The sequence below is a fragment of the bacterium genome (assembly GCA_039961635.1).
In the GTDB taxonomy this organism is placed as follows: domain Bacteria; phylum 4484-113; class 4484-113; order JAGGVC01; family JAGGVC01; genus JABRWB01.
Genome location: JABRWB010000005.1, coordinates 59,717 through 80,747 on the forward strand (window position 1 = coordinate 59,717; position 21,031 = coordinate 80,747).

The 21,031-nt window shown below is 60.2% G+C and carries 15 protein-coding genes; 13 read left to right on the plus strand and 2 right to left on the minus strand.

The window, feature by feature from the left end; translation table 11 throughout:
- Positions 1 to 186: 186 nt before the first annotated feature.
- The 11 genes from HRF49_00955 to HRF49_01005 all read left to right on the plus strand — a co-directional run bounded on the left by HRF49_00955 (position 187) and on the right by HRF49_01005 (position 18,334).
- Positions 187 to 3,288 (plus strand): hypothetical protein, encoded by a 3,102-nt coding sequence (locus HRF49_00955; GenBank protein MEP0813218.1) that lies wholly within the window; start codon positions 187 to 189, stop codon positions 3,286 to 3,288.
- Positions 3,289 to 3,376: 88 nt separating this feature from the next.
- Positions 3,377 to 4,684, plus strand: coding sequence for an aspartate aminotransferase family protein (locus HRF49_00960; protein MEP0813219.1), 1,308 nt, complete (start codon positions 3,377 to 3,379; stop codon positions 4,682 to 4,684).
- 97 nt (positions 4,685 to 4,781) lie between these two features.
- Entirely contained in the window at positions 4,782 to 8,438 is a 3,657-nt protein-coding gene (locus HRF49_00965) for a S8 family serine peptidase (GenBank protein MEP0813220.1), read from the plus strand.
- Positions 8,439 to 8,468: 30 nt separating this feature from the next.
- A complete protein-coding gene (locus HRF49_00970) occupies positions 8,469 to 9,056 on the plus strand; it encodes a hypothetical protein (GenBank protein MEP0813221.1) in 588 nt (195 codons plus the stop codon).
- Entirely contained in the window at positions 9,053 to 12,586 is a 3,534-nt protein-coding gene (locus tag HRF49_00975; protein ID MEP0813222.1) for a M6 family metalloprotease domain-containing protein, read from the plus strand. Before HRF49_00970 ends, HRF49_00975 begins: the two co-directional genes overlap by 4 nt.
- Before the next feature lie 37 nt (positions 12,587 to 12,623).
- The gene (locus HRF49_00980; GenBank protein MEP0813223.1) at positions 12,624 to 14,243 is read left to right on the plus strand and encodes an IPT/TIG domain-containing protein; all 1,620 of its coding nucleotides are present in this window, start codon (positions 12,624 to 12,626) and stop codon (positions 14,241 to 14,243) included.
- A gap of 9 nt (positions 14,244 to 14,252) precedes the next feature.
- Complete coding sequence (locus HRF49_00985; protein ID MEP0813224.1) at positions 14,253 to 15,953, plus strand: hypothetical protein; 1,701 nt, start codon at positions 14,253 to 14,255, stop codon at positions 15,951 to 15,953.
- A 332-nt stretch (positions 15,954 to 16,285) separates the two neighbouring features.
- A complete protein-coding gene (locus HRF49_00990) occupies positions 16,286 to 16,885 on the plus strand; it encodes a superoxide dismutase (protein ID MEP0813225.1) in 600 nt (199 codons plus the stop codon).
- Between the two features lie 111 nt (positions 16,886 to 16,996).
- A complete protein-coding gene (locus HRF49_00995; protein ID MEP0813226.1) occupies positions 16,997 to 17,224 on the plus strand; it encodes a hypothetical protein in 228 nt (75 codons plus the stop codon).
- On the plus strand, positions 17,175 to 18,113 hold the full coding sequence (locus HRF49_01000) for a S49 family peptidase (GenBank protein MEP0813227.1): 939 nt from the start codon (positions 17,175 to 17,177) through the stop codon (positions 18,111 to 18,113). The genes HRF49_00995 and HRF49_01000 overlap by 50 nt, the downstream gene beginning before the upstream one ends.
- Positions 18,114 to 18,163: 50 nt before the next feature.
- Entirely contained in the window at positions 18,164 to 18,334 is a 171-nt protein-coding gene (locus HRF49_01005; GenBank protein MEP0813228.1) for a hypothetical protein, read from the plus strand.
- A 151-nt stretch (positions 18,335 to 18,485) separates the two neighbouring features.
- Here HRF49_01005 and HRF49_01010 read toward each other — a convergent pair whose 3' ends face one another.
- On the minus strand, positions 18,486 to 18,779 hold the full coding sequence (locus HRF49_01010) for a hypothetical protein (protein MEP0813229.1): 294 nt from the start codon (positions 18,777 to 18,779) through the stop codon (positions 18,486 to 18,488).
- Between the two features lie 436 nt (positions 18,780 to 19,215).
- Here HRF49_01010 and HRF49_01015 point away from each other — a divergent pair, with 436 nt between their 5' ends.
- Positions 19,216 to 19,950: a hypothetical protein gene (locus tag HRF49_01015; protein ID MEP0813230.1), complete on the plus strand. Its 735-nt coding sequence runs from the start codon at positions 19,216 to 19,218 to the stop codon at positions 19,948 to 19,950.
- Positions 19,951 to 19,992: 42 nt separating this feature from the next.
- Here HRF49_01015 and HRF49_01020 read toward each other — a convergent pair whose 3' ends face one another.
- Complete coding sequence (locus HRF49_01020) at positions 19,993 to 20,304, minus strand: hypothetical protein (GenBank protein MEP0813231.1); 312 nt, start codon at positions 20,302 to 20,304, stop codon at positions 19,993 to 19,995.
- 338 nt (positions 20,305 to 20,642) lie between these two features.
- On the opposite strand from HRF49_01020, the gene HRF49_01025 reads away from it, so the two are divergent.
- The gene (locus HRF49_01025) at positions 20,643 to 20,951 is read left to right on the plus strand and encodes a hypothetical protein (protein ID MEP0813232.1); all 309 of its coding nucleotides are present in this window, start codon (positions 20,643 to 20,645) and stop codon (positions 20,949 to 20,951) included.
- Positions 20,952 to 21,031 lie beyond the last annotated feature (80 nt).

Consider the following 21,031-nt stretch of genomic DNA (forward strand, 5'->3'; position numbering starts at 1 on the left):
CAGGGATATGGGTGCAAGGACATCCTTGTTAGGCGGGCGCAGCCAACCGCCCGAAGGCGGATTGGTAACTTTACTGACGGTGCTGCGCTTGTCCGGCCGACGGCCCGCGCGGCAAGCGCGTAAAATATTGGTATCGCAATGCCGGTATTTACTTGAGTTCTGCAATCCATCCCAAGGGGGAAACCAATGACGAAATTTGCAACGAGCGGCGTTGCTCTTGCCCTCTCGATTCTTCTCGCATCGCTTATTTTCGCGTGCGGCAAGTCAGCGAATCCTCCGGCTGCCCCCGCGTCGGGTGACGGTGCCGGGATTCCGATTGATTCGGTTGAATCCGGCGGCAAAACCGCGCCCGTGGGCGGCGGCTGGCCTTCCGAGCTTCCCGACGACCGCCCGCAACCATGGGAAAAGCTTGATGAAAACGGCTATGTGATTGCATCCGGCGGGGATAAGGACATAAGCTCCATCAACACCGACACCGAATTTGCGGCCGGCGTCGAGCGCTACATCGAATTTGGCGACGTAACGGACTTCGGCGAAGCGTCGCGGTTCGCGAGCGGTGCGGCGGGTGCGCGCAGCGTAAGCTGGGCGCTCTACCGGCTTTCGATGGGGGCTGGCCAGCCCGGCGTCGTCGCTGCGGACGTAAATCCGCTTCCCGCGGGCGGCGGCCTGATATCAAACTGGTACGCCGGGATTTCGGACTACGGAAACGGAACCTGGAAGTGGTACGGGCCGTTTTCGGATTCTCATGTGCGGATTTCGATACCGCAGGGTGATTTCACCTCGCAGATAGGCAATACGTTCGTGGCGATAGTCGCGTTCGACGGCGCGGCGTTCGACGTCGTCGGCGTCGGCGCGAATCCGCGCGACGATTCGGACGCCTCCGCGCCGCCTGCTCCTGGAACGCCCACCGTCACCGCGGCCGCGGGGGGGGTCGTCGTCGAGTGGCCCGACGTGGTGGCAATCGATCTTGCGGGGTACCGGCTTTATTTCTCGAACGATCCGTTTTCGCAGCCCGACGACGCGGGAGTAGGGGCGGTCGGGTATTTGCTCGCGCAGCCGCGGTTCTTCCTTCCCGAAATCGGCGACGAAGTCATTGTCGGACTTACCGCGGTGGACGTCTCCGGAAACGAAAGCGCGCTTTCGCCGACCGCGGGCGCGGTTCCTTTGCCGGGCGATCCCCCAAGCGCATCGCTTCAAACGGATGCGGCGGGAGGCAAGCGGGCTGGCACAATCACGCTCACCGCCACAGGCGGCGAGACTTACGATTTCGATATTGACGGCGACGGCGTGTTCGACCTTACCAATACTACGGGCACGGCGCTCGCGGATACTTCTAACACGGGAATAATCCGCCCCGCGGTTCGCTGCACGAATTCGGGCGGCGGCGTTTCGTTCGCCGCGGTCTCGCTCATCATCACCTCAAACAGCAGGCCGCTGGCGGAAGCGCACGTTTCTCCCAGCACCGGAGTCGTGCCTTTCAGCGCTTTCTTCAACGGTTTCGGATGGGACGACGACGGAACGATTGCCGAATGGGCCTGGGACACGGACGGCGACGGAAACTACGAATACACGAGTTCGAACGATCCCGAGGCTCCCCCTTACGAATACACGTATCCGGGGCTTTTTTCCGCGCGGTTCCGCGTGACCGACGACCAAGGAAGTTTCGACGTAGACACGGCGTGGGTTCTCGCCAACCCCGCTGGCGGCGCCGCCAACCAGCTGCCTTCCGCAAGCCTGGATTCGGGCGCGCAATTCCATCAGGCTGGCTCGGCTGTCATCTTCGACGCGTCGGGCAGCGTCGATCCCGACGGAGTGATCGAGCGGTACGACTGGGATTTCGACGGCGATTTCCTGTGGGACAAGACGAGCGATTTACCGGTAGCGTCGCACATTTACACCGGATACTACGACGGCACAGCGTCGGTGCGCGTGACGGACGACGGCGGCGCATCCGAGACGGCGACCATTCCGGTAAGGATCAACGTCGCGCCTTACGCGATCGGGATCGCGAATCCTGACGAGGCCGAGAACGGCCAGACCATTCTGCTTGACGCGTCCGGCAGCTTCGACTCGGACGGCCAAGTGACGCTTTACGAATGGGACGTCGATAACAACGGCGAATATGAAGTCAACACGGGGACAAGCCCGTATTATCAAATCGCCGACTACCCGTCCGGCAGATTCACAGTCGGATTCCGAGTGACGGACGACTTGCAGGGCCAGGGCGAAGGCACGATTTTCTTCATTGTCAAAGGATGGAGCGCGTTGTACAGCGTGGCGGGGACCGAAGACTCGTTTCATTCGATGGCGCTGGTATACGGGCGGCCCGCGATAAGCTTTTACAACTGGAGCGACTCGGATCTGATGTACACCCGCAACCAGGACGAGTTTGGATATTCTTGGACCCAGCCTGTGACGGTGGATTCTGGCGGCGTGGTCGGGCGCGACAGCTCGCTCGCGGTCGTCAACGGTTTTCCGGCGATCGCGTATCTCGACCAGGGCAACACGGCGCTGAAGTACTGCCGCGCCTTGGACGAAATCGGAAACTCATGGGGAATGCCCGTGACCGTGGACAACGCCGGAGACGTTGGCGAGAAGCCCTGCCTGCTCGTCGTCGGAGGGCGTCCCGCGATCGCGTACATCGACATCGGCAACTCGAACCTGAAGTACGTCCGCGCGAACGACGAAAACGGCGCGACCTGGGGCTCACCGGTCACGCCGGACAATTCCGGCACCGTCGGCGTCGGCAGCGTGTGCATGATGATGGTCTACGACCGTCCGGCGATTTCGTACTACAACGACAGCACGAAAGACATTATGTACGTGCGCGCGGCCGGCCAGTACGGGACGTCGTGGGGCGCTCCGATCACCGTGGACTCGACCGAAGATTTGGGCAGGTTCAACTCGATGGCGATGGTGGACGGCAGGCCGGCGATCGCGTACTACAACGAGACCCAGAATTGGATCCAATACAGCCGTGCGGCCGATTTCAACGGCGTTACTTGGGGCGGCGAAGTGCCGATCACGCACGCGGACGACATCGGCCAGTACCTGTCGCTTGCGGTGATAAACGGTTATCCGATGATCGCGTTTTACAACGCCACGGAAACGGACTGCTATCTTGTGGAAGCCTACTTCCGCGACGGCTCGGAGTGGCAGACGCCTTTTCAATTTCTTTCCAGCTCGGACTACGGCAAGTACACGAACCTGATCGAATATTACGGCCAGCCCGCGATTGCCACTTTCGACAACACGTTCGATCAAATCGTATTCATCCGCAAGTATTAGGCCGGCTGCAAGGGATGCGCCTCAAAGCGCGCCGGCTTTACGGCCCTCCCTTATAATCTCCCCGCCGGTTTGTTCCGGCGGAGGACTTATGGAATCACGCGGAACGGAATTGCGCGGCGCGGCCTCTCTCGGCCCTGATTACTGGCGCGCGCTCGACGCCGAGGCGCTGCGCGGGAAATTCAAGCGCAACTTGAACGAGGGGCTGTTCTCGCTCATCGCGTTCATGGGACTGGACGAGGCCGAAATCGAGGCCGAAGGCTGGCTCGTGCGCGACGGGAAGGGCCGCGAGTTCATAGACTGCCTGGGCGGGTACGGCGTCTTCAACTTCGGCCACCGGCATCCGGAAATAATCGCCGCGGTCGAGGCGCAGCTTCACCGCCAGCCGCTTTCGAGCAAGCTTCTCATGTCCCCGCCCGCGCTGGAGCTTGCCGCGACGCTTGCCGAAATCACGCCGGGGAAACTGCAGAAGTGCTTCTTCTGCAACAGCGGCACCGAGGCCGTCGAGGCGTCGCTTAAGCTCGCGCGGCTCACGACGGGGCGGAAGGGGATAATTTACGCTTCCCGCGCATTCCACGGAAAGACGCTCGGCTCGCTTTCAGCGACCGACCGCGAAAAGCACCGCGCGCCGTTCGATCCGCTTCTCGGAAAATTCACCGTCGTCCCGTTCGGCGAAGCGGACGCGCTCAAATCCGCGGTGACCGATGAAGTCGCGGCGGTGATACTCGAGCCGGTGCAGGGCGAGGGCGGTATATTCCCCGCGCCGCCGGGCTACCTTGCGGCCGCGCGCGCGGCGTGCGACCGCGCGGGTGCGCTGCTTATCTTCGACGAGGTGCAGACCGGGATGGGACGCACGGGGACGAACTTCGCCTGCGAGCACGACGGCGTCGCGCCCGACGTGATGGCGCTCGCCAAGGCGCTGGGCGGCGGCGTGATGCCCATCGGCGCGGTAATCGGCACGCCCGAAGCGTGGGCGGGATTCGAGGCGAATCCGCTTATCCACACGTCCACGTTCGGCGGCAACCCGCTTGCGTGCGCCGCGGCGCTTGCCGCGTGCAGGGTGCTCGTGCGCGACGGGCTTGCGGAGCGCGCCCGGCTTCGCGGACTCGAATTTCTCGCCGGACTGGAATCGCTGAAATCGGATTTTCCGGAGCTTGTAAGGGACGTGCGCGGCCGCGGGCTGATGATCGGCATCGAGTTCGCCGCGCCGGACGTCGCGGAGCTTTTCATCGCGATGATGATCGAGCTTGGCGTCTTCGTCGCGTTCGCGCTCAACAAGCCGGACATAATCCGCGTCGAGCCGCCCCTGACAATCCCGCCGGAGGTGGTGACGGAAGTCGTCTCCCGGATGCGCCAGGCGTGCGGCCACGTCGCGGGGATCGTGAGGGAGTTGGGGTAGGTTGATAAAGATTGGCAAGCAAGCTGCCGTGTGCGAAGCAACTGGCAACTGTCAACTGTCAACTGTGAACTGTCATCTAATTGAGGGGCGCATCCAATTGAGGCTTCATCCAGCGTTTTTATCAATGGCGCTCGCCCTCGCGGCGGCGGCGCTTCTTGTTTCCTGCGGCAAGGGCGGCGCGTCGCAACCGCCTTCCTCCACTCCGGCCGGCGCGCCCGCGGCCGACGCCGATCCCGGTGCGCGATACGTCCCCGGCGACCCGGAGCTTGCTTCCGGGCTGCGGATTCTTCCCGATCCGGACGTGGACTCGCTTCCCCCGCCGCGCCGGCCGGCCGTCGCCGGAGTCGACTTCGCCGCCGACCGCTTCATCGCAATTTTCGAAAAATCCCCGCAGGCTCCCGCTCTCGCGCCGTACCTTACGGGCTCGCCCGAAGGGCAAGGCGACGACGCGGTGCGCCCGGACGACAACGCGCCGCTGGTGCGGCATCCTTATTTCCGCCAGGTCAGCGTCGCGCTCGCCCGGAAGTACGGACTTTCGCTTCACTCCCGCGTCTTCTATAAGGACGTTAACTTTGCGGTGTATGAGGTGCCGGGCGTGGAAACCGCGGCCGACCTGGACGCGGCGATGCGCCGCGTCTTCGCCGAGAACGTGGGGCTCGTCCGCGAAGTCTGCTACGACTATTTCGTGAAGGCGGTCGGCCGCATCGGCGGATACGACTACGACCGGCTGCTCGAAAACAACCCCGCCGGGCTCAAAAGCGCATCGGAAAGCGCCGATACGGACAGGACGGCCAGCGCGCCTCCCAACGACCCGATGCACCTGAACAAGCGCGGCACCGACGGCGGCACATGGTGCAACTGGCGCGTCAAGACGATTGACGGTCTGGCATGGGGCTACACGACCGGCTCGGCGGACGTCGTCGTGGCGGTGATAGACACGGGCGTGCGCTATACCCACGAAGACCTCGCGGCGAACGCGATCGATCCGCAGAACGATCCGCCCTACAACGAGCCCGGCGTGCTGACCGACGTTATAAACAAGGACAACGATCCAAACGACGACCACGGCCACGGCACCAATTGCGCGGGATGCGTAGGCGCGGTGGGAAACAACGGCAAGGGACTGGCCGGGATGAATCAGACCGTCACGATTCTTCCGGTCAAAGTGCTTTCGTCCGGCGGAAGCGGCAGCGATTCCCAGGTGGCGCAGGGGATGCTCATCGCGGACTACCTCGGCGCGGACGTGCTTTCACTTTCGCTCGGCGGAGACTTTCCCGATAGGACGACCCAGCTCGCCGCAAAACAATGCTGGCAGGACGGGCGCGTAATCGTGATCGCCGCGGGAAACGGCAACGTCAGCGCGCCGCACTATCCGGGCTATTACCACGAGGCGATCGCGGTAGGCGCGACGACGCTGGTCAATTCCAGCGACAACCAGGATTTTTCGCTTGTGGACGGCGAGCTTCCGGTCGATTCGCGGTTCGACGCGCGCGCGACGTTCAGTCATTACGGCGAATGGGTGGACATCGCCGCGCCGGGAGTGGAAGTGCGCACCACTGCAAGGTTCAGCGACTCGTCTTACACGGCCGCGACCGCTGGCACTAGCTTTTCCTGTCCGTACGTGGCGGGATGCGCCGCGCTTCTATTGGCGTACGACGATTCGCTGACAAACGAGGACGTGCGCGCGGCTCTCCTGGGCGGCGCGACCGAAATGACGCATCTCAACAACGGCGCGAATCCGAAAGGATTCCTGAACGGTACGTCGAACGGCAACGTGCGGTTCTGCAACGTGAAAAACTCGCTCGACCTGGTCGACGCGGGGTTGGGTACGGCGCCCGACGTGGAATGGGACAATCCCGCGGACGGCGACACGGTTTCCGGAACGCAGGAAATCCGGATTGCCGTTTCGGGCGGCACCGGCAACGTGAATAGGGTCGAATTCGAAACTCAAACGCGATTCCTCGGCGTCGTGACGGAGGAGGACGACGGTTTCTACCGGCTGGACTGGGACACGACCTTCGAATTCAACCGCGAAATGGAGCTATTCGCGAAGGTTTACACGGACGAAGGCAGAATGAACCTTTCCTCAATCCATGTCACTCCCTCGAACGAACACTGGGAGCCGCCCGATTCGGAAGATTTCACCGGCGTCGGAAACAACGCGATTCCAACCGGCTGGTACAAATTCGACGGCAACCAGGGAACGACGAACACATCTTGGGGAGCAGACGATACGGTTTTCTTCACCGACGCGCCGTCAATGCATTCGAGCGGTACGACGGGCAACTACGCGACGACCAGCAACGACTGGCTGTTCGCGCCGATAGTGGATTTGCGCGGGCATGCGGCGTCCACGGTGACGTTTCAGCGGCGCTATCAGACCTCCAACGGTTACGCGGCGTATTTCATTCTGACCGACGACGACGCGACGTACTGGGGCGACGGCTTCGCGAACGGAACGATGCAGGAATGGGACGACTATTCCTACGACATGTCGCAGTTTGCAGGCAAGGAAGTACGGATTTTCTGGATACTTGAGGGTTCGGGAACAACCACCGCGCCCGGATTCTGGTTCGACGACCTCACGATTTCGGGACAGACCGGAACGCCTCCGGCGATTGAGATAACTTCGCCCTCCAACGGCGGGTCGGTGTCGGGCAAGGTTGCGATCGAAGTCACGGTCAGCGACGATACGGAATGGATAGGCATCGAACCTGTGCCGCCGGTTCTGGGCAATCTGATTTACTCGCCGATTCCCGATAACGACAGTGGAAACGACACCAAAACGTACACCGTTTATTGGGATTCCCGCTGGACGTACAACGGCGGCGCGCTTTTGACGCTTCGCGCCTACGACGACGAGGACGAAGACGACATACGTGACGATCTTGTCGCGGCCGACTCCGTTTCGGTGAATGTTACGAACACGCATCGCAACCCGGACTGGCACGAAGGCTTCGAAAATATCACGACGCTCGGCGGATACTCGGGGGACGATTTCGACGGCGACTGGTTCATTTCGAGCAGCGGGACGAGCATATGGCGGATTACCGGCGAGGATTCGCATCTGGGCGGCAAGTGCGCCAAGATGGGGCCGTCCGCGTCCGGGGGAAACTACGGCGCGAACGAGTTCGACCAGCTTTATTCGCCCGTGCACGACTGCTCCGGGGCGACGCGGCCGCACCTACGCATCTGGCACCGCGTCGACGTCGAAAATTCCGGCAGGGGAGACATTGCCAAAATCCTGCTCGTGCGTTACGACGGAACAGACGATATGGAAACGCCGATCGCCGAATACCGCGACGACACCGCGCCCGCGGGCCAATGGAAGGAGCAATGGTTCAATTTGACGGATTTCAAGTCGGCCCCATTCCGGTTGAATTTCCTTTTCGACAGCGATTCGGATTCGAATTTCGGGACGGGATGGTTTGTTGACGATTACGAAATCCTGGACGCCGATCCGCAGATCGATTCCATAACCGATCCTTCCGGCGCTCCCGGCAAGGCGGTAGTGATAAACGGCTCGAATTTCGGTAAAATCCAGGGAACCAGCACGGTCACTTTCGCCAAGGAGGGCGGGGGAAGAACGCAGGCGGCGGTGTCCTCCTGGGGGGAGGACGCGATCGCCGTAACCGTGCCGGCCGACGCCGCGAGCGGCGACGTGATCGTGACTGTGCTAGGATTTGAGTCCGCGGGCGAGTACTTTGGGGTGTCGCTCGCCCCGCCGAACCTGACGGGGATCGGGAAGATTTAACCCGCACTTTGCGGGATTGGCGGAGGAATAATGCGAAGACTGCATTGGATGGCGCTTGGAATAGCCGCGGCGCTGCTTTTCGCCGCGCTGGCATCGTGCGGGCGCGGGCACAGGGCGCCGGTCTCCGGTCAAATCGGCCGCGGCGGGGCGCCTCTGCAAAGCGCGGACGACGCGCCCGGTGCAGGACACAAAATCCCCGATAGAACCGCTTTGTCCGTGATTTGGCCGTCGCTTGCGGGCAGCGAAGCCGGAGCCGAATTCGACGTCGCGATAAGGCTGGCGAATCCGGGCGGCGTTTTCCAGGGATGCGGCAGGCTGGTTTACGATGCGGCGATGGTCGAGCCGGTTTCGGCCCGGCGTGGGGCGTTTCTTCCTTCCGAGGCCGTCGCCTTTGTCAAAACCGATGTCGGCGGGTACGTCCCTTACGCGTTTACAGGCAGGGAAGGATCGGGCGCGCTTCCGGCGGGGGAAGGCGACATTTTCGTCGTCCGGTTCAGGCTCAAAAGCGAAGGCGCTCCTAAGTTCGGCCTGCGCAACGAAGCGGAGTTTCTGCAATTGCGAAACGACAAGGGGCAGAGGATTCCGTTCGACCTCGCGACGGAGGTGACCGCGCGATGATTCACCTCCGGCGCTCGACTCTCGACTTTGGACCATCGGCTGTGAACGGGCGCACGCAGTGCGCCCCTACGCCGCTGCCCGCTGCTCACTGCTCCCGGTTTCGGATACCGCTTTTCATCGTGGCGGTATTGGCTTTTGCGCTGTGCGGCCAATTCCCGGTTCGGGCGATGGAGCCTCCCCCTCCGGGGATGATCGACGAGATGCGGCAGGCGGGCGAGCTCGACCGGGCGATAAAATTCGCCGAGCGGATCGGGAACCACAGGATGAAGGTTCCGGCGCTGGCGGCGGAGGAGCAAGGCGCGGATCCACAGACGATCGCCGACAGGATTTCGCAGAGCTACGGGATGACGCTCGACGGCAGGGAGCCGAGCGCGCTCGGAGCGCAATCGCCGGCCGATCTCAAATGGCTGAAGCTGGACAAAAACCGCGATCGCGTCGTGGACGAGCGAGATGTTCTTGCGCTCGGATTCCCGGAGCCGAAGGTGGCGGCAACGCTGCCGTCGCTGGGCACATCGGAAACATTCTGTTTGATAATAGAGTTTCCGGACTACGACAACTGGTTTTCAAAAGCGGAGTTCGAAAGCAAGCTGTTCGGCGCGGGGGACACGAGCTATTACTACCGCGGGCTTAAATATTATTACGGGCAGGCGTCGTATTCGCAGCTGACGATTGACGGCAGCGTTTACGGCTGGTACACCGCCGCGCACAACCGCGCGTGGTACCACCCGAACGACAACAACGACTATCCCGAAGACGACCTGCGCCGCGAGCAGCTGATATTCGAAGCGATTGACGCCGCGGACGCGGCGGGCGAGGATTTTTCGCAGTACGACAACGACGGCGACGGGTACGTTGACTATTTCCTGGTCGTCTGGACGGGGCCGCACGGCAACTGGGCGACCTTTTGGTGGGGCTACCAGACGAGCATTTACGTTCTCGCGAACAAAACGGTGGACGGAGTGCGGTTCGGCACATACTCCTGGCAGTGGGAGCAGTATTACGGCTTCAGCCAGCAGCCGCCGAACCCGTCCAAATGGGATCCGCTGGTCACCATTCACGAAACCGGCCACGCGCTCGGACTCCCGGACTATTACGACTACGACGGCAGCCAGGGGCCGGACGGCGGCGTGGGGCGGCTGGACATGATGGACGGCAACTGGGGGGATCACAATTCGTTCAGCAAATACGTGCTCGGCTGGCTTACGCCGACGGTCGCGTTCACGAACTTCAACGACGAGCAGCTTTCGAAGTCGAATGCGAACGGCGACGCGGTTATCTTCATGCCCGGATTCGATCCGGTAATGCCCTGGTCGGAATACTTCATCGCGCAAAACCGGTACCGCGAAGGCATAGACCAGACGTATCCGACGGACGGGCTTTTGCTGTGGCATGTCGACGCCAATGTGGACAAACGCGGCAACGCGCTTTGGGACAACTCGTATACTTCCCACAAGCTCCTTCGGCTGATGGAGGCCGACGGCCTTGAAGAAATCGAAACCGGCGACGGCAACGCGGACGCGGGCGATTTTTATCAAAGCGGCGAGCAGCTGACTCCCACATCCACGCCGAATTCGAACAAATACGACGGCTCAAATCCCGGCATCAATTGCACCGATATTTCCGCTGCAGGCCAGAACATGACGGCCGACTTCACGCTTTACACCAGCAATCCGCCGACCGTGTCCATTGACGATCCTTCGCCCGGAACCGTATCGGGCGACGTGCCGGTGACGATCACCGCGACGGACGACGGCACGGTGGACAAGGTTCAGCTCCTGATCGACGGATTGATAGTCAAGGAATGGACGAGCGGCCCGTACGAATACAGCTGGAATTCACGCGTCGATTTCAACAAATCCTTGAATCTCGTCGCGCGTGCATGGGATGACGAACTGCAGGTCGGAAGCGACACGATTTCCGTGACCGTCAGCAACACGGGCGTGACGAGCGTTTTCGACGATTTCGAAGGGACGACCGACAACGGCCTCGCCAAGTGGCGCGTGATAAACGACGCGAATGTCTCGCAGGGCGCGTACACGCATTGGAACACGCGCACCAGTCCGGGCTCTCCCACTCCGATGGGCAGCGGCAAGGAAGCGTACGTAAAGTCGTCCGACATTACGGTCACGCATACCGCAAGCGACCATCTGCGAAGCCAGCGGATAAACGCGACCGGATTCACCCGTCCCGTGCAGGTGAAGTTCTTTTACCGCACCGGCGACTACTACGGCAATACGGGCGTATTGACGCTATGGGCGACGACGGACAACGGCGCGACCTGGGAAAAGCTCGATTCGCTTGCGAACAACAACAACTGGTCGCTGTATACGAGGACGTTCGATTACGCCGGCGAGACGGTTTACTTCAAGCTGAGCTACACGGGCAGCTTCCGCGAGAACCAGAACAGCGGCCGAAGCGCGAACATTGACAACTTCTACATCAGGGAGTGTCCCAGCAATCCGCCGACCGCTTCGTTCACCAATCCATCCGACGGCTCCGACGTTTCGGGCAGCCAGGATTTCGACGTAAGCGCATCGGACGACGGAACGGTCGCGAAAGTGCTGTTTTATTTGAACGGAACGCTTGTGTCCACCGACACTTCCGCGCCGTGGCGTTACACGCGCAACACGCTGAACGACGACAACCATCCCGAAATCGTCGTGATGGCGTACGCGATCGACAACGACGACATCGCGTCCGACCACGCCGAAATTACCGTCGCGTTCAAAAACGCAAGGCCGTTCCCGGCTTCCGACGATCTCGAAGGCGGAACCGGCGAATGGAGCGTCACGAACGACGGCCAGCAGCCCGAGTGGATTTACTCGACCACCCAGAGCAACTCCGCGTCGCACTCGTACGGCTGGGAAGGCTCGGGCTGGCAGACGTACAACTGGGACCAGTTGGTGTACAAGGGAGAAACTCCGTCGTCGGGTTACCAGACAATCGACCTTTCCGGCAGCGGCGTTTCCAGTCCCGTGCTCAAGTATTATTTGAAGGCCGATTTTCCGTCGAACGGATACATCAGGATTTATTTCTATTCGACGTGGCTCGGATGGACGACGATCGACATAGTCAGCGCGGACTCCGCAAGCTGGACGCAGAAAAGCGTTCCTCTGGATCAGTTCATAGGCCATTCCGGCCGCATCGTCTTTTACGCGGCGAATTCAAACGCGATAAACGGCACGGGCGTTTGGATAGACGACATTTCCGTCGACAACGGCGCGCCGTTCATTACTTCGGTCACCCCGAACCGCGCCAAGGTCGGCGACGAAATCACGATTGCGGGCTCCGCATTCGGCTCTACGCAGAGCGGCGGCGAAGTGCGCTTCAACGACGGCTCCGGCGGATACGTATCGCAATCCACGGTGACCAGCTGGAGCAACACCGAAATCGTCTGCGACGTACCCGCGGGAGCGAAGTCGCACGCGACCGACGGCGTCTGGGTGCACAAGGGATCTGACGATTCCAACAAGAAGCAGTTCACGGTGATACTTCCCAGCCCGAATCTGGGCGGACTCGATCAACTTTAGGCTTCATCCCGCGCCTCGCGGGACAAGGAGGATCAAGATGTGCAAATTATTGGGGACGATTTTGATTGCGGCGGCGGCCGCGCTTGCATTATCCTGCGGGGGGGGAGGCTCTCCCGCGCCGGACCGGCCCGATCCGGTTCCCGGCCCGTCCAAACCCGCCGGCCCGCCCGTGGATACGGACAGCACCCAGCAATCGGGCCGCGATGGATTCACGGCGGAAATTATCAAAGACACGAGCGGCCTTCCGACGGGCGTTCGACTTACCTGGGACTGGCAGTCCGAGGCGGACGGCGGATACAACGTATACCGCGACACAAATCCGATGGAAGACGGCTTGGGAGATCCCGACCTCAAAATCACGGATACGCCGATCGAAAATCCCGCCTCCGGGCCCGACGTCACATATGACGACCTGGACTTCGATCCGGATACCGCGGGCAACCAGCCGCCGACGTGGGGCGAGACTTACTATTACCGCGTGACGAACATCAACGACACGAACGACGAGAGCGACGTGTCGAACGAGCTGAACATCACGATCGGCGCGGCGATAGACAGCTTCAATCCGGGCAACGCAAGCATCCTGGACGCGGTCACGGTGGAAGGCGAAGGCTTCGGAGACAGCCAGGAAGGCGGCGACAAGGTTCAGTTCCACGATACTTCCACGACTTGGATCGACGCGACCGTAACCTCCTGGAGCGACACCGCGATTGACGTCACTGTGCCCGTCGGAGCGATCACCGGGCATGTCCGCGTGGTTCTCGAAGGAACGCAGAACATCGAATCCACGACGAATTTCACCGTCGATCCCCCGGCGATTACAAACTTGTCTTCCGGAAGCGGACGCGTCGGCGACACGATAACGATCACCGGCACCGATTTCGAAAACGACCGCACGACAGCGCAGGGCAAGGTTTTCTTCGGAAGCGTCGAGGCGGCTTCGGGCGATTACGTCAGTTGGTCGGATACTTCGATCCAAGTCAAAGTTCCCACAAACGCCGTTTCCAACGGCGACGTCAAAGTGAAGACCGGCAACAACGAAAGCAACGTCGTCGGTTTCGACGTTCTTCCCAAGATAACGGACGCCGATCCCAATCCGGAGGAAATCGGCGAAAACGTGACGATTACCGGCTTCACCTTCGGCAGCTCGCAGGGCGACAGTTTCGTGGAATTCGGAACGGAAACCGCCACGATCACGAGCTGGTCTTCGACGTCCATAGAGTTGACGGTTCCCGGCGACATATCCGGCAATGTGAATATCAAAGTCACGGTCAAAGCGGACGTCAGCGGCGACAGCGGCCTGGAAACACTCGAAAGCAACCTTTTCTCGTGGAACGTCAAGCCTTCGATTTCATCGCTTTCGAACAACCGGCGCACCGTCCAGCAGCAGCTCACGATCAACGGCGACGGATTCGGCGCATCCCGCGGAACCAGCACCGTATGGTTCGACAACGGAACGCCGTCCAATTTCACGGACGATTCCGAGGTTCCAAGCGATGATTACGTCAGCTGGAGCCAAACAGCGATCACGATTGAGATTCCCGACACCGCCAAAACCGGAAGCGTTTACGTCAAGGTCGCAAACGTTTCGAGCGACGGCGAGAGCATCACCATCGTTCTTCCGCCTCCCAATCTGGGGGGCGCAGGCCAGATTTAAGGAATTGAAATGACGCGATCTCATTTTGGACTCGCAATCGGCTTTGCACTGGCGACGGCGTTCGCCGCGCTGCTCGCGGCATGCGCGGGCGGCTCCGGCGCGCCGTCGCCGATGGTGCGGACGGCCGAGCTGTCCCCGCCGACGATTCTATCGGCGCTGCCGGCGGACGTCCGTACCGTATCCGGCCTGCCCGTCGGCATCCGCGTGTTCTGGGAGCGCGTGAGCGATCCAAGCGCCGTCGGCTACTACCTTTACAGAAGCACCTCGACGATTCCGGACAGCGAGCGCGGCAATCCCGCGCTCCGGGTGAACTCCGGCGGCCAGATTCCCCAGCCGCCGTCGGGCTCCACCGTCGAGTTCGACGACCTGGAGTTTCCGGGCGGGCATCCCGAAGTCGGAACCACTTACTTTTACAGATTGTCCGTCGTCAACGACACGGGCGGCGAAAGCGACCTGTCGAACGAAATCCAGTACACGGTCGCCCAACAGAATGTGACGGGATTCTTTCCGCTCGCGGGCTTTTACGGCGAAACGGTGACGATTGAAGGCGAATTCTTCGGCGCGCACGACGCGGAAGTGGACGAAGTGCACTTCAGCGGCGCGCGTGGCACAATCCCCGCCGAAATAATTTCGTGGAACGACACCGAGATTGCAGCTGCGGTCCCGGATCTTTGCGTCAGCGGTCCGGTTTTCGTTATCATAGACGGAACAATCGCGGCTTCGGACGAGGATTTCATCGTTCTTTCCCCGAATCTTACAGGCATCTCCGCCACACATGCGAAGGAGGGGGACGCGATCAGCCTGTTCGGGGAAAATCTGGGCGCTTCCCAGGGAGCGAATGAAATAGCGTTTTCAATGGAGGAATCCATCCCCCAGGTTTTGTCTTGGAGCCCGACCGAAATACAAGTGGTTGTTCCGCCGATAGAAGTCACCCAAACCGCATCCACGATCACGGTTACGGTGGACGGCTCGCAGCTCCAGCAGTTCGCCATCGACATCGAGCCCGTGATCGAATCCCCTGGGTCGCTGAATCTCGCGGACGGAGAGGAGGCGGTGATCGAAGGGCGCCACTTCGGAACATCCGGGAACTTGATAGTCGGTGCTTCCGAGGTTTCGACGGAGTCATGGTCGCCGATTTTGATCCGCGCGATTGTTGATTCCGCCTGGACGGACGGCGCGCTGTTTGTGGTCACCGCGCATTCGTCGAACGCCATTCCGTTCACTCGCGACGCGGCGCTTTTCGCATCGGCTCCGGACGGCTTCGACAACTCGGTGCTGGACATTCTCACCGGTGAATTCCGGCTTGAAATAGAAACCAATTCGAACGCGGAAAGCGTGGACTTCATAGTGGACGGAGTGATTCGCGATACAGATTCCGCCCCGACGGACGGATTCGCGACCGTCTTCGACCCGGCGGACTTTTCGAATTTCCGCCACTTCCTGGTAATCCGCGTGCATCGCCGCGGAATCCAGCTTGATAGCGCGCCGATTCCGTTCTTCGTCCGATCGTTCGACGGCGACTATAACGGCGACGACGAAATCAACGATTCCGACGCGCAGTCGCTTCTGGACTTTTGGACCGGCACGATCCTGCAGTCCGGAGACAACGGAGCGGCCCAGTTCCCGACGTACGACGGCAACCGCGACGGCGTCATAGACGAGCGGGACGCCGCGCTGGTCGGATACAGATACGGCGATACGCGCACCTAGCGGGAATGATTGAGAAGCGATTTTTTAAAGCGGGCCGTCCGCCCGCTTTTTTTTGCCGTCCATATGCAGCCGGCTATTCGCGATGTGATTTTCGCAACCGGAAATAAAATTGCAATCTTCGAGGTAATCAGTCGTGCCCGAAAAGGGAAGAGGAGCGATGGAAGAGGTAAGAGAAAAGAGTGAAGAGGTGCGAAAGCGGCCGTTTTGAAGAATCTTCCAGCCGCCTTGGTTTTCTCTTCACGCTTCGCTCTCCGCGCTTCACTCTCCACCCGCAGGGACATTTATTACTTAGAGGATTTGAAATGACTTCTTCTGCGATGCAGACAAGCGAAATGGGATGGAACGGCAGCGAGTACATCCTGCCTCCCCTCCCGTACGACTACGCCGCGCTCGAGCCGCACATTGACGAGGCGACGATGAAGCTGCACCACGACAAGCATCATCTTGCCTATGTGAACGGCCTCAACGCCGCGCTCGGCAAGCTCAAGGCGGCGCGCGAATCCGGCGACTTCGCCGCGGTCAAGCACCTCTCGCGCGAGTGCGCGTTCCACGGAAGCGGACACGCGCTTCACGTCGTCTTCTGGAACAACATGTCGCCGGACGGCGGCGGCGAGCCGTCAGGCAAGCTCGCGGACGCGATAAAGGACAGCTTCGGCAGCTTCGGCGGTTTCATGGGCCAGTTCAAGGCCGCGTCGACGGCCGTCGAGGGCGGCGGCTGGGGCATCCTCGCGCACGAGCCGCTGGCCGACCGGCTTTTGGTGATGACCGCCGAAAAGCACCAGGATTTGACGATCTGGGGGATGAAGCCGCTGCTAGTGCTCGACGTATGGGAGCATGCGTACTACCTCAAGTACCAGAACAACCGCGGCGCGTACGTGGAGGCGTTCACGAACGTCATCAATTGGGCGGACGTGGCGAAAAGGCTGGGGTAGCTTCTGGAATAGTTGGCGGAATTGCATAAAACGAAGTATAATTTAATTGAAGCCCCAGTAAGCTCCGGTTGCCTACGCCGGTTCTGGCGCTTCGCAGAGGAGGTTCGGGTCATGAAGAAGTCAGTTTCCGTGCTTGACGGATTCAAATTGCTTGGCCTGGAGTTACAGCGCGAAAGGGAAAGATTCATTTTCGGTCCCCCGCCTTGGGGCAGCCCAGTAACCACGATGATACGTTTCACATCGTATTTGTCAGATTCCGCTGACAACAAGCCCATTGTTGAAAAAATAGATGCGGAGGGAGAAATTGCCAAGTTGGACGGAGATTTTACGGGAGATTAGCGTTGGTCATGATGCTATCCGCAGGAAATATCTGAAAGCCCTTTCGGAGAAAACTGGGCGAAATATTATCGCTTATTACTCCGGATGGTTGCAGAAAGATCAATTAGCCGTGCAGGGCGTTTTTGACTTCGGCATTAACGATGAAGACAAATCGGGTTTTATGGCGGCTGTCTATCAAATGGACAGAAGCAAAGGCCTGGATTTGATACTTCATACTCCGGGCGGTCAAATGGCTGCCACTGAATCACTTGTAGATTACCTTCGGTCAAGATTCGGAACCAATATTCGCGCAATCATCCCGCAAATAGCCATGTCTGCCGGAACGCTGATTGCGCTGGCCTGTAAGGAAATTGTTATGGGAACCCACTCTAGCCTTGGGCCGTTCGACCCCCAGGTTTCAGGAGTTTCGGCGCATGGCGTTTTGGAGGAGTTTGAACGAGCATGCCGGGACGTAACGGAAGATTCTAGGTTAATTCCCATTTGGCAGCCTATAATCGCGAAATACAATCCTACACTGGTCGGAGAATGTGAGAAAGCAAGCAAGTGGGCAGAAGATTTGGTTAGAACTTGGCTGGCAAGTGGAATGTTTTCAGATGAAACTGACACGCGAGGACGAACCGAAAAGATCGACCGCGTAATCCAAGAATTGGGGGAGCACTCCTGGACGCTTTCGCACGCCAGGCACATTTCCGCTTCAAAAGCTTCCGAGATCGGTCTGCGAATTTATGAACTTGAAGCTGATAACGAACTCCAAGACCTGGTTTTGTCGGTTCATCATGCGTTCATCTTGACATTTTCCGGAACTGCTGCGGTTAAAATAATTGAAAATCAAGAAGGGAAAGCCTTTGTGAAGCAGGTTAGGCAAAGCCTTGTCGCCATGCCCGGATAAATATCAGATTTTCCATCGACTACTATCTGCTGGCCGACCGGCTTTTGGTGATGACCGCCGAAAAGCACCAGGATTTGACGATCTGGGGGATGAAGCCGCTGCTAGTGCTCGACGTATGGGAGCACGCGTACTACCTCAAGTACCAGAACAACCGCGGCGCGTACGTGGAGGCGTTCACGAACGTCATCAATTGGGCGGACGTGGCGAAAAGGCTGGGGTAGGATCGCGGCAACTTCCCTATCCGAATGACGTCTGTCTACATACGGGCGGAATTCAATTGAATGTGAAAGCAAAAAGGCCGGGCGCAAACCCGGCCTTTGTATTTCTTGACATGGGCGGATGATGAAACTCCCGCTTTTGCGGGCCGACCGCTCACTCCACCTTGAATATCTCCCGGTACCCGCTCTCGATGAGGTCCATGTAACCCTTCATCGCCTCGCCGATTTCCGGTTCCTGCGATACCTTCTGCGCGACGCCCAGGTACTCATTCAGATTGTCGGTGGTGTTTTCGACGACGACCGTCCAGAATCCCGCAGACACGTCGGTCAAAAGGCGTACCTGGCCGGCCGTGGACTTCTCGATAAGCGGCTGGGCGGCCTTGAATTTTGCGACAAGCGCTTTCGCCTGGCCGGGCTTGGCGCGGAATACGTTGCGGACTACGTACATATCTTTCTCCTTTATTAACTTCGTTGAAACGCGGTTTGCTACCGTCGCCCGCGGCGGAATATCGTCCGGTGCGCGGAAGACGCCGCGATCGCCGCGGCGCGCAAAAAGCCGCGCATGCCCGATTCCTGCTTGAGTGCATTATGGGAACGCGATTTTGCCGTGCCCATTCATTCTCCCTTGGTATGCATCAGAAAATAAGCGGAAAGTTGAATGGGCGGGTTTGCAATGTTGATGCGGCGGACGTGAGCACGGTTTGCTGAAGCCATTGTTTCGTAAATCACGTAATAAAATTCCCGCCGCTTTGCGAACAGCGTCGCCGAAGCGCGCAGGTATGACAATTCTCGCCAAGCGAAAATAGCCGGCCTTCAGCGGCCGTTTTTCGACAGTGGTATAATCCCGCGCCCCGCGCAGATTGAAAATGCAGGGAGTGCGAAGATTGGCAAAGGCGATTTTAGGCGGCTTTTTTTCCACGCCCGAGGCCCGCTTCTGGAACTGGTTCTCCAGGAAAAGCGGCGAGATAGGCGCGTGGTACGACGCCAACTACTTCAAACTCGCCAAGCTGCATCCGGAGGAGCTGGTCTGGGAGAAGGCGATCCGCGCGCGCCTGGCCGCGGTGCGCCGCGGCGTGACCTGCGAAATCGGCGGCAAGCTTGACGGCCGGCGCAAACTCACGCTTTCGGCCGACGGCGACGTCGCGCTCTTTCCGGCGGTGCAGAGAATATTTGATGCGGCGCCGCCGCTGCAGGGATGGAGGTTCGCCGCTTTCCGAGCGCGTGAGCCGCTCCCGGCCGGATTCACCTGGGGTGAAATCGAGCTGCCCGCTTCCGAAATGTTCTTTTCGCTCGCGCGCAACGAGCCGCTTTCCCCCGCGCAATCCGAAGCGCAAAACCTCCGGCAGCCTCCCGCGCCGCCGTCCGCGATCGACGTTGCGCTTTTCATTCCGAATCTGCGGGAACTCGATAACGATGCGGCTTCCGGAGCCTGCCGCGCCCTCTTGGAGCATATCCTCGGCGAATACGACTCGGCGATGCACCTGGGCGCGGTCCGCCTGCGCACCCCGCCGCGTTCCCCCGCCGACTCCGGCCTCCTTCCGCTCGCCCGCCTCGCCGCCGAATTTGACAAGGCCAAGGCGCGCGCATCCGCGACGCGGCCTTCCGAAACAGCGCGATAGTCCGCGATAATCCCGCCGTCCGCGCCCCGCCCGCGCCGCGGGTCATTTGCCCTTGCGGCGGGGGTCTTCCGCCCTGAAAATCCTGCCGAGAAACGTGAATATGGTGACCACCACGTAGTAGACGAGGTAAATCGGCCATGCAAGCCACACGATCACGACGAAACAGCCCAGTTCGGTGTCGTCGCTGGTCTCCTTGCAGTAGCTGGCCCATTTGCTCTCGCCGTACAGGTATCGGTGGAACAGGTCTATGAATACGACCGCAAGCACGCCCCAAAGGGCGTAGGCCAGAAAGAAATGCCCGTTCAGCTGCACGGCCCCTCCGTCCCAAAGTTGGACATGGCCGGATTGTATCATACCCTTCCGCGCCCTTTTGCAATCCCGCCCGCCGTGAATCGGCGCAGTCCCGCCTCCGGCGCGCTCTCGCAAGACGGGAATTCCTATCGGTTTGGTATGAATTAAACTTCATTGTTTGCGAAAACCGCCGCGAACTGCCCCTTTCGGGCACTTTTTTCGCCATCCGTCGCCACACCCTATTGCATTTGCCGCGAAAACGTGCTATAAGGGACATCCGAACGGGCAGGGCCTATTGGCCAGGGAAATATACCCGTCTCGCATCTTTAACATGGGCGGCTTTTTTGCGCCTGGTAGTCATCTGGGATTCACATTGGCGCTCCGCATCAAGGGGGTGGAGCATGAAAGAGGGTCATCATCCCACAAATCGGGATTTTGCATCAAGGGCCGAGAGTCTGCAGCCCGGCCCGGACGAGGCGCTCGATCGCATCGAGGCCGCCTCAACCAACGCGGCCGCCCTGTGGCGGTACCTCGCGCTCATTCCGCCCGACCGGCCAGAGTTGCGCAACCTGCTTTGCCTTATGTGGGACGGCGTGACGTGCAACTCCGAGCTAGGCCGGCTGACGGGCGTCCACCGGCACACGGTGCGCCAGCGAAAGAAGCAGCTTAAGGTGCTTATCGAGCGCCGGCTGCGCACGTTGCAGTTCTGAAAGTTTAAGCGCGGCATCCGCCTCCGGCATGAAATATCCGGCCGCGGCCGGCGGCGCCGGGGAACCGCCGCCTTCGCGCC

Excerpts from the sequence above, each read along its gene's own strand:
- HRF49_00970 (MEP0813221.1), top strand. The coding sequence starts at position 8,469 with ATGCGAAGACTGCATTGGATGGCGCTTGGAATAGCCGCGGCGCTGCTT.
- HRF49_00990 (MEP0813225.1), top strand. The coding sequence starts at position 16,286 with ATGGGATGGAACGGCAGCGAGTACATCCTGCCTCCCCTCCCGTACGAC.
- HRF49_00960 (MEP0813219.1), top strand. The coding sequence starts at position 3,377 with ATGGAATCACGCGGAACGGAATTGCGCGGCGCGGCCTCTCTCGGCCCT.
- HRF49_01020 (MEP0813231.1), bottom strand. The coding sequence starts at position 20,304 with ATGATACAATCCGGCCATGTCCAACTTTGGGACGGAGGGGCCGTGCAG.
- HRF49_00980 (MEP0813223.1), top strand. The coding sequence starts at position 12,624 with ATGTGCAAATTATTGGGGACGATTTTGATTGCGGCGGCGGCCGCGCTT.
- HRF49_00995 (MEP0813226.1), top strand. The coding sequence starts at position 16,997 with ATGAAGAAGTCAGTTTCCGTGCTTGACGGATTCAAATTGCTTGGCCTG.
- HRF49_00975 (MEP0813222.1), top strand. The coding sequence starts at position 9,053 with ATGATTCACCTCCGGCGCTCGACTCTCGACTTTGGACCATCGGCTGTG.
- HRF49_01000 (MEP0813227.1), top strand. The coding sequence starts at position 17,175 with ATGCGGAGGGAGAAATTGCCAAGTTGGACGGAGATTTTACGGGAGATT.
- HRF49_00955 (MEP0813218.1), top strand. The coding sequence starts at position 187 with ATGACGAAATTTGCAACGAGCGGCGTTGCTCTTGCCCTCTCGATTCTT.
- HRF49_01010 (MEP0813229.1), bottom strand. The coding sequence starts at position 18,779 with ATGTACGTAGTCCGCAACGTATTCCGCGCCAAGCCCGGCCAGGCGAAA.
- HRF49_01005 (MEP0813228.1), top strand. The coding sequence starts at position 18,164 with ATGACCGCCGAAAAGCACCAGGATTTGACGATCTGGGGGATGAAGCCG.
- HRF49_00985 (MEP0813224.1), top strand. The coding sequence starts at position 14,253 with ATGACGCGATCTCATTTTGGACTCGCAATCGGCTTTGCACTGGCGACG.
- HRF49_01025 (MEP0813232.1), top strand. The coding sequence starts at position 20,643 with ATGAAAGAGGGTCATCATCCCACAAATCGGGATTTTGCATCAAGGGCC.